The sequence below is a fragment of the Dolichospermum circinale AWQC131C genome (assembly GCF_000426905.1).
Taxonomy (GTDB): Bacteria; Cyanobacteriota; Cyanobacteriia; order Cyanobacteriales; family Nostocaceae; genus Dolichospermum; species Dolichospermum circinale.
The window spans coordinates 1-268 of sequence record NZ_KE384636.1 but is presented as its reverse complement, the minus strand read 5'-3'; the positions used below and the strand labels follow the sequence as shown (position 1 = coordinate 268).

Sequence of the window (268 nt, the reverse complement as noted above, 5' to 3'; positions counted from 1 at the left end):
TCGTTGTTTCTCCTGTTCTGCTCGTTGTTTCTCCTGTTCTGCTCGTTGTTTCTCCTGTTCTGCCCGTTGTTTTTCCTGTTCTGCCCGTTCAGCAAAGGTAGGAATCCAATCACCATCTTGATTATACCAACGTAGCCACAAACCTTCTGTACCTTGATATTTTCCCGCCCAAACTCCTACTCCTAATTCCAATTCAGGAAACCAGAATTTTGGTTCTGTCAGTTCCACTGCTTGATATTTTATCCCCAGTAGTTGAAATACTCGCAGA

At 43.7% G+C, this 268-nt stretch carries 1 pseudogene; it reads right to left on the bottom strand.

The features are described 5' to 3' along the window. A pseudogene (locus ACIR131C_RS26220) lies at nt 1-268 on the bottom strand (Uma2 family endonuclease); the annotation flags it as partial.